7 protein-coding genes and 1 pseudogene are annotated in these 7433 nt (G+C 35.7%); 4 read left to right on the plus strand and 4 right to left on the minus strand.

All coding sequences use genetic code 11. The annotated features are described in order from the left end of the window. The 4 genes and pseudogenes from AC4AGG_RS14500 to AC4AGG_RS14515 all read right to left on the minus strand — a co-directional run. Positions 1–323 (minus strand): annotated as a pseudogene (locus AC4AGG_RS14500) (hypothetical protein); the annotation flags it as partial. A 157-nt stretch (positions 324–480) separates the two neighbouring features. Continuing rightward, positions 481–1485: a type I glyceraldehyde-3-phosphate dehydrogenase gene (gene gap, locus AC4AGG_RS14505; RefSeq protein WP_489772732.1), complete on the minus strand. Its 1005-nt coding sequence runs from the start codon at positions 1483–1485 to the stop codon at positions 481–483. A gap of 31 nt (positions 1486–1516) precedes the next feature. After that, the gene (gene pfkA, locus AC4AGG_RS14510) at positions 1517–2503 is read right to left on the minus strand and encodes a 6-phosphofructokinase (RefSeq protein ID WP_489772733.1); all 987 of its coding nucleotides are present in this window, start codon (positions 2501–2503) and stop codon (positions 1517–1519) included. Between the two features lie 108 nt (positions 2504–2611). Further along, positions 2612–3490, minus strand: a complete 879-nt coding sequence (locus AC4AGG_RS14515; RefSeq protein ID WP_489772734.1) for a DUF4846 domain-containing protein — start codon at positions 3488–3490, stop codon at positions 2612–2614. A 207-nt stretch (positions 3491–3697) separates the two neighbouring features. Here AC4AGG_RS14515 and AC4AGG_RS14520 point away from each other — a divergent pair, with 207 nt between their 5' ends. The 4 genes from AC4AGG_RS14520 (at position 3698) to sucC (ending at position 7189) form a co-directional block, all read left to right on the plus strand. Continuing rightward, positions 3698–5026 (plus strand): hydroxymethylglutaryl-CoA reductase, degradative, encoded by a 1329-nt coding sequence (locus tag AC4AGG_RS14520; protein ID WP_489772735.1) that lies wholly within the window; start codon positions 3698–3700, stop codon positions 5024–5026. A 116-nt stretch (positions 5027–5142) separates the two neighbouring features. Continuing rightward, positions 5143–5529 carry a DUF423 domain-containing protein gene (locus tag AC4AGG_RS14525; protein ID WP_489772736.1) on the plus strand — a complete coding sequence of 129 codons (387 nt, stop codon included), beginning with the start codon at positions 5143–5145 and terminating at the stop codon, positions 5527–5529. A gap of 136 nt (positions 5530–5665) precedes the next feature. After that, positions 5666–5851 carry a hypothetical protein gene (locus AC4AGG_RS14530; RefSeq protein WP_489772737.1) on the plus strand — a complete coding sequence of 62 codons (186 nt, stop codon included), beginning with the start codon at positions 5666–5668 and terminating at the stop codon, positions 5849–5851. 147 nt (positions 5852–5998) lie between these two features. Then, positions 5999–7189 carry an ADP-forming succinate--CoA ligase subunit beta gene (gene sucC / locus AC4AGG_RS14535; protein ID WP_489772738.1) on the plus strand — a complete coding sequence of 397 codons (1191 nt, stop codon included), beginning with the start codon at positions 5999–6001 and terminating at the stop codon, positions 7187–7189. The last annotated feature ends 244 nt before the right edge of the window (positions 7190–7433 follow it).

Genomic DNA, 7433 nt, shown 5'->3' on the forward strand with positions numbered 1-7433 from the left:
AGAATTAAAAGCCATTGCCTAAAATTAAGCTTTACTGAACTTAGAAATGATTTTCGATTAAAAAGAATTAAGGCAAAGCCTAAAGTTCCTGTAAGCATTGTCTGTAGGGGACCGAGTGAGGACTTCAATAATCTATCTGTTTTGTTTAAAATTTGACCGTCAAACCCATATGAGTAAGATACTGAACCATAATGTAATTTAGAATTTAAGCCACAGATTTCTCCGCCAATATAGTGTCCTAGTTCATGTGTAATAGCACCAATTGGAGTAAAAATGATAAACCCACAGACCAAGTACAAAAATAACCTCCAATCCACTTTCATTATATAAAATTATGAAATTTTATTGAATCTTTTGTCATATTCTCGAAAACCCTTTCGGTGATTCAAGCACTGAAAGGACTGGATACTTTGCCTAAGAATTAAACAAAAAACCTCTCGAATAATCGAGAGGTCTTGTTTATGCGTAATGTTACTATTCTTACAAAGAAGCAGAGTGTACCAAAAGGTCAGCCAATTTGTTAGAATATCCCATTTCGTTATCGTACCAAGATACTAATTTTACGAAAGTTGGAGATAACATGATTCCAGCATCTTTATCGAAAACTGAAGTTCTTTTTTCGCTTACGAAATCTTGAGAAACTACAGCTTCTTCAGTGTAACCTAAGATTCCTTTCAATTCTCCTTCAGATGCAGCTTTCATTGCAGCGCAAATTTCTTCGTAAGAAGCTGGCTTTTCTAATCTAACAGTTAAGTCAACTACAGAAACGTCTGCAGTTGGTACTCTGAAAGACATACCAGTTAATTTTCCGTTCAATGAAGGGATTACTTTCCCTACTGCTTTTGCAGCACCTGTAGAAGAAGGAATAATATTGTTAAGAGCAGAACGTCCACCTCTCCAATCTTTCATAGAAGGTCCGTCTACAGTTTTTTGTGTAGCAGTTGTTGCGTGTACAGTTGTCATAAGACCTTCAATGATTCCGAAGTTATCGTGAACTACTTTTGCTAAAGGAGCAAGACAGTTAGTTGTACAAGAAGCGTTAGAGAAAATCTTAACATCATCTGTAAGTGTGTTGTGGTTAACACCCATTACAAACATTGGAGTATCATCTTTAGATGGAGCAGAAAGAACAACTTTCTTAGCACCAGCTTCTAAGTGTTTTGAAGCGCTTTCTTTATCTAAGAAAAGACCTGTAGATTCTACGATATATTCTGCACCAACTTCATTCCATTTTAGGTTTGCAGGATCTCTTTCTGCAGTTACTCTAATTCTGTTACCATTGACGATAAGGTCGTTTCCTTCTACAGAAACAGTTCCTTTGAATTCTCCGTGAACAGAATCATATTTAAGCATGTAAGCCATGTACTCTGCATTGATAAGGTCGTTGATTCCAACTACCTGAATGTTTTCTCTTTCAGTCATTGCTCTGAAAACAAGACGTCCAATTCTTCCGAATCCGTTAATTCCTACTTTGATTGTTGACATAATAAGTTAATTTTAGAATTTATTAATTTTTTTAGATTGCTAAGATTTCTGAAATGGCTAGCAAATCTTTATCGATTTCGTTGTGTTTCTTGATGGCTTCCTCGATTGCTGTGTAGATTAATCTGTTAGCCTGCATCCCCACCATTACTTTGTTTTGCCCTTCCATTAATCCGATTACAGCACCGTAACCCAATCTACTTGCTAAAACTCTGTCCGCACAAGAAGGAGAACCCCCTCTTTGGATGTGTCCAAGGATGGTTACACGGATATCATAATTTGGATATTTTTCTTTAGTTTGTTTTGCAAGATCGTAGATGCTTCCTAGTTTTTCACCTTCTGCAACAACAATAATACTAGATGATTTTCCAGCTTTTTGAGCGTCGTCAAATCTAGCATAAAGGTCTTCCATACTATCTTTGCGTTCAGGAATAAGGATATCCAAAGCACCAGTTGCAAGACCACTATTCAAAGCGATAAAACCAGCATCTCTACCCATTACTTCAACAAAAAATACTCTGTTATGAGAAGTAGAAGTATCTCTGATTTTGTCGATAGCTTCCATCGCTGTATTCAATGCGGTATCGTAACCAATAGTATTATCAGTTCCGAATATATCATTATCAATAGTTCCAGGAACTCCGATTACTTTGATTCCAAACTCTTCGTTAAAGATTTTTGCTCCGGTAAACGTTCCGTCTCCACCAATACAAACCAAAGCATCAATTTGATTTTTCACACATTGGTCATATGCTTTTTGGCGACCTTCTTTGGTACGGAATTCTTCGGATCTTGCAGATTTTAGGATGGTACCTCCTTGATTGATAATGTTTTTAACAGATCGAGCTCCCATTCTTGTGAAATCTCCGTTGATTAATCCATTATAACCTTCTCTGATTCCTAAACATTCAATGTTGTGGTAATTTGCAGTTCTTACTACCGCTCTTAATGCTGCATTCATCCCTGGAGAATCTCCTCCCGATGTAAAGACCGCAATCTTTTTTATCGTGTTTTCTTTCATACATTAAAATTTTCACGTGCAAATTTACAAAATTTAAGAACACGAGAGACCTTTACATTATGCGAAAAATCATATCGATAAAAGACTTTTTTTCCTTATCATTTAGTATTAGAAACTTCTGAAATTGGTTGGGTTGAAATTATACCTTGCAGTCGAGGTTTCGGGACTGTTGATATCCAAATTGTGCCAAGGTGAAATATTGGTGTTATTAGGGTTTTTTAGAACATGAATACTTTGAGCTGGGGTGAAGCCTTGTCCTAGAAGATATAACTTTTCTCTTCGTCCGTTTTTACAGACACCTGCAATAAAGACCACATGTCCAGGACTTCCCGGAGTGATGAGGATATCCCCAGTTTTTAAATCAGAATTTTTGGTGACCGGATTGGTTTCTTTGGTAAGAGAGATGGTTCCAGCGTAATTAAATATGACATCCAAATATTTTCTAAAGCTTTCGTAAGAATTGTCAAAACTTTCGGTCTTACGAAATGACACCGAATTTCCATTGACAAAAGCTCTTACTCCCTCTTGATAATCAATCCAAGAAAATAAGTCTCCGCTGGTGAAATGAAATTTAATTTCATCAAACTTTTTGCTTTTCCAAAGATATTCTGCTCTCATCCTAATCACCGCATCAGCGCATTGTTGAAGGTCTTTAACTCCAGTGTCGAGATCAAGAACAGCCTCATGAAGATTTTGAGTTTGGATTTGGGTTCCATCGTATTTCAGAATCGGGGAACCATATTTCTTAAGCGGAAAATGTTCAATAAAGTAACCAAAAGAATTTGATGGAGTTTCGATCCATTGATAACCTTCTGGAGCCGAAAAGCGTTCTTTGATGGTGTTTTTATCTTGATGGATGAAAGGTGAAGTTGAAGCTTCTGTTGAAGTTTTTGCAGAATCGAGGTCAAAAATTGACGTTTGTGTTTTGCTGCTTTTTTCACATGACAGTACGTTGATGGTCAAGAAAATTAATAGTGCTTTTTTCATAAGTTAAATTTAGAAAAAAGGTATGTAAATATGGTGTTGAATTGGTGAATTGCACATCTCAATTGGTGAATTCTGTATTATAATTGGTCGATCTCCCTTGATAAAAAATAAAAATTTCATATTTCCAACTTCCAACTCCAAACTTCCCTCTTCCAACTTCCAACTTCCAACATCTTTCCCTATCTTTGAATCTTGAAATTTTGAACTATGAATCATCAACCGATTGAAGGGTTTTCTAAACTTTCTAAACAACGAAAAATTGACTGGCTGATTTCCGAATATTTAAGTAACGATAGAAGTTACGAGCAGATTTTGCAACAGTACTGGAACAATGATCCTGATTTGCAGAAATTGCACGAAGAGTTTTCGGAGAACACGATTTCTAATTTTTATATGCCTTATGGTATAGCTCCTAATTTTTTGATTGATGGAAAATTATTAGCACTTCCAATGGCGGTTGAAGAGAGTTCGGTGGTGGCTGCTGCTTCCAAATCTGCTAAATTTTGGATTGATAAAGGCGGATTCAAAACAACGATTATCAACACCAAAAAATTAGGACACACGCATTTTATTCTAAATGTTGAATCTCACAAGTTGCAACACTTTTTCAATTTTGAACTGAAGAAAAAACTCTTTGAAGCAACAGAAGATATTACCGCAAACATGCGAAAACGTGGTGGCGGAATTCTCAATATCCGATTGATTGATAAAACTGCTGATATGCCGAATTATTATCAGTTGAAAGCGAGTTTTGATACGGTGGATTCGATGGGCGCAAATTTCATCAATTCATGTTTGGAACAATTTGGAAAAACATTGAAAGCTGAAGTTGAGAAATCCGAAGTTTTCACTCAAGAAGAGAAAGATTCTTTACAAGTGGTGATGAATATCCTTTCCAATTTTACTCCAGATTGTATCGTGAGAGCAGAAGTGTCTTGCAAAATCGAAGATTTGAAAGACGACAGCGGAATTTCTCCCGAAGAATTCGCATGGAAATTCAAACAAGCGGTAACCATTGCTGAAATTGAACCTTTCCGTGCAACAACACATAACAAAGGCGTGATGAATGGAGTAGATGCGGTGGTAATTGCAACAGGAAACGATTTCCGTGCAACAGAGGCTTGTGCACACGCGTATGCGGCGAAAGACGGTCGATACAAGTCATTAACACATTGTACCACAGATAACGGAATTTTTAGATTTTGGATTGATTTGCCAATTTCTGTAGGCGTTGTTGGTGGTTTAACCAATCTTCATCCTTTAGTTAAATTTTCTTTGGCACTGCTTGGAAAACCATCTGCACAAGAATTGATGAGTGTTTTGGCGGTTTCAGGATTGGCGCAAAATTTTGCAGCACTTCGTTCTTTGGTGACGACAGGTATCCAAAAAGGACACATGAAAATGCACTTATTTAATATCTTAAATCAATTTGGTGCAACTGAGGAAGAGAAACAACATTTTGTAACCTATTTCAAAGATAAAACCGTAAGCCATCACGAAGTGATTGCGGAACTAGAAAGAATTAGAAAAAATTAACAACTCGTCATTGCGAGGAATGAGGGACGAATGACGAAGCAATCTTTTGAAAATTATTTACAGATTGCTTCACTTCACTTCACTTCGTTTCGTTCGCAATGACGAAAAATAATAAAATGAAAAACCTTACACTTATAATAGGCGCTGTTTACGGAATGTTATCCATTATTTTGGGAGCATTCGGAGCGCATGGATTGAAAAGAATTTTACCTGCAGAAAAAATCGAAATTTTTGAAACTGGAGTCAAATATCAGATGTATGCGGCATTATTTTTATTGATTGTTGGCTATATTTTAAAGTTTGAAACTGGTATTGAAAAATGGATTTCGCTTTCTATGATTTTTGGTGTTTTTTTGTTTTCGTTCAGCATATACTTTTTGAGTTTCAATGGATATAACGGAATGAACTTTAAATTTCTTGGACCAATTACGCCACTTGGAGGACTAATGATGATTATTTCTTGGGCTTTGTTGATCTTCTACTTTGTGAAATCAAGAAGTTAGATATTTGATTTTAGAAGTGAGACTTTAAAAAGTCAAAAAATATCAACCAAAAATAGGATATAATGTTCTTTTTCATCGCTGGAATACAACCAAGTTAGAAGGGCAAGAAACCGTAAAGGTCAATAAAAATGGTTTCATGGTTAATGCTGAAGTTAAGGTTTTCAAAAAGTATATTACTATGTTTTTTATTCCACTCATTCCGATAGGGAAGAAGTTCAGTATCTATATTCCACATTCTGATGAGTATTATGAAAATAATTACTTCTCCAAAATGCCACCAGAATATCTTGAAATTTGCAAAAGAATTAGTGCGAAGTATTAATTAGAGAATTTGAGAATGAGGTATCTTGTTAACTGAAAATCTCAATAACCGATTAACTGAAAAATTCAATAATTTATTTCCTTCGTCAACTCCTAACTTTTTTGTAAATTTGTAAATCTTATAAAAAATTAAATCTAATTCAATATTATGAATCTTCACGAGTATCAATCAAAAGAAATTTTAGAAAAATACGGCGTTAGAATTCAGCGCGGATTCACTGCAAATAATGTGGATGAAGCGGTAGAAGCAGCCAATAAATTAAAAGAAATGACCGGAAGCGAAGGTTGGGTGGTAAAAGCTCAGGTACACGCAGGTGGTCGTGGTAAAGGCGGTGGCGTGAAGTTTTCTCCTAATTTTGATAAACTAAAAGAAAACGCAGAAAATATCATCGGAATGCAGTTGATTACTCCTCAGACTTCGGCTGAAGGGAAGAAAGTTAACTTCGTTTTGGTTGCTGAAGATGTATATTATCCAGGTGAATCAGAAACTAAAGAATTTTATGTTTCTGTACTTTTAGATAGGGCTTTGGGTAAAAATACTATTGTATATTCGACTGAAGGAGGGATGGATATTGAGCATGTTGCTGAAGTTACTCCACACCTTATTCATAAGGAAGTAATTGATCCGGCTTTAGGTCTTCAAGGATTTCAAGCAAGAAAAATTGCTTTTAATCTTGGGTTAGAAGGAGAGGCTTTCAAGGATTTCTTGAAATTCATCACTTCATTATATAATGCTTATGTGGGAATTGATGCGTCTCTTTTTGAAATCAACCCAGTTCTTAAAACTTCTGATAACAAAATTATAGCAGTTGATGCTAAAGTAACTTTGGATGGTAACGGATTGTTCCGTCACAAAGATTTGGCTACACTTCGTGATACAAGAGAAGAAGACCCAATGGATGTTGAAGCTGGTGAAGCTGGACTTAACTTCGTAAAATTGGACGGTAACGTTGCTTGTATGGTAAACGGAGCTGGTCTTGCAATGGCAACCATGGATATGATTAAATTATCAGGTGGTAACCCAGCTAACTTCCTTGACGTTGGTGGAACAGCTGATGCTGCAAGAGTAAAAACAGCTTTTGAAATCATTTTGAAAGATCCAAATGTAGAGGCTATCCTAATCAATATTTTTGGTGGAATCGTACGTTGTGATAGAGTAGCTCAAGGGGTTGTTGATGCTTACAAAGAATTCGGGACTTTCCCAGTGCCTTTGATCGTGAGATTACAAGGAACTAACGCTGTTGAAGCTAAGCAATTAATTGATAATTCTGGTCTTCCAGTACATTCAGTGATTACTTTAGAGGAAGCAGCTAACAAAGTAAAAGAGGTTTTAGGATAATCCAAAATACAACCAATATAAAGCGTAGCATTTGATTGTTGCGCTTTTTTTTGTTTTCACCTCTTGTCAATGCTTGTACTGATCGATTCGCAATTAAAACTTGAAGAAAAATTTTGAGTATTTTGGAAAGTTGTTACGGTGCAGAATATACAAGGAAGAGATTTTTTGTTATTATCATAACAAAATAATCAGAGGTGAATCGTTATTTTATGTAGAATTTCTTAAATTTATATGTTTTTAATTA

It is taken from the genome of Chryseobacterium sp. CG10_8 (assembly GCF_058117085.1).

What these genes read in the sequence shown, in the direction of transcription:
- gap (WP_489772732.1), bottom strand. Translation starts at nt 1,485, where the DNA reads ATGTCAACAATCAAAGTAGGAATTAACGGATTCGGAAGAATTGGACGT.
- pfkA (WP_489772733.1), bottom strand. Translation starts at nt 2,503, where the DNA reads ATGAAAGAAAACACGATAAAAAAGATTGCGGTCTTTACATCGGGAGGA.
- AC4AGG_RS14515 (WP_489772734.1), bottom strand. Translation starts at nt 3,490, where the DNA reads ATGAAAAAAGCACTATTAATTTTCTTGACCATCAACGTACTGTCATGT.
- AC4AGG_RS14520 (WP_489772735.1), top strand. Translation starts at nt 3,698, where the DNA reads ATGAATCATCAACCGATTGAAGGGTTTTCTAAACTTTCTAAACAACGA.
- AC4AGG_RS14525 (WP_489772736.1), top strand. Translation starts at nt 5,143, where the DNA reads ATGAAAAACCTTACACTTATAATAGGCGCTGTTTACGGAATGTTATCC.
- AC4AGG_RS14530 (WP_489772737.1), top strand. Translation starts at nt 5,666, where the DNA reads ATGGTTAATGCTGAAGTTAAGGTTTTCAAAAAGTATATTACTATGTTT.
- sucC (WP_489772738.1), top strand. Translation starts at nt 5,999, where the DNA reads ATGAATCTTCACGAGTATCAATCAAAAGAAATTTTAGAAAAATACGGC.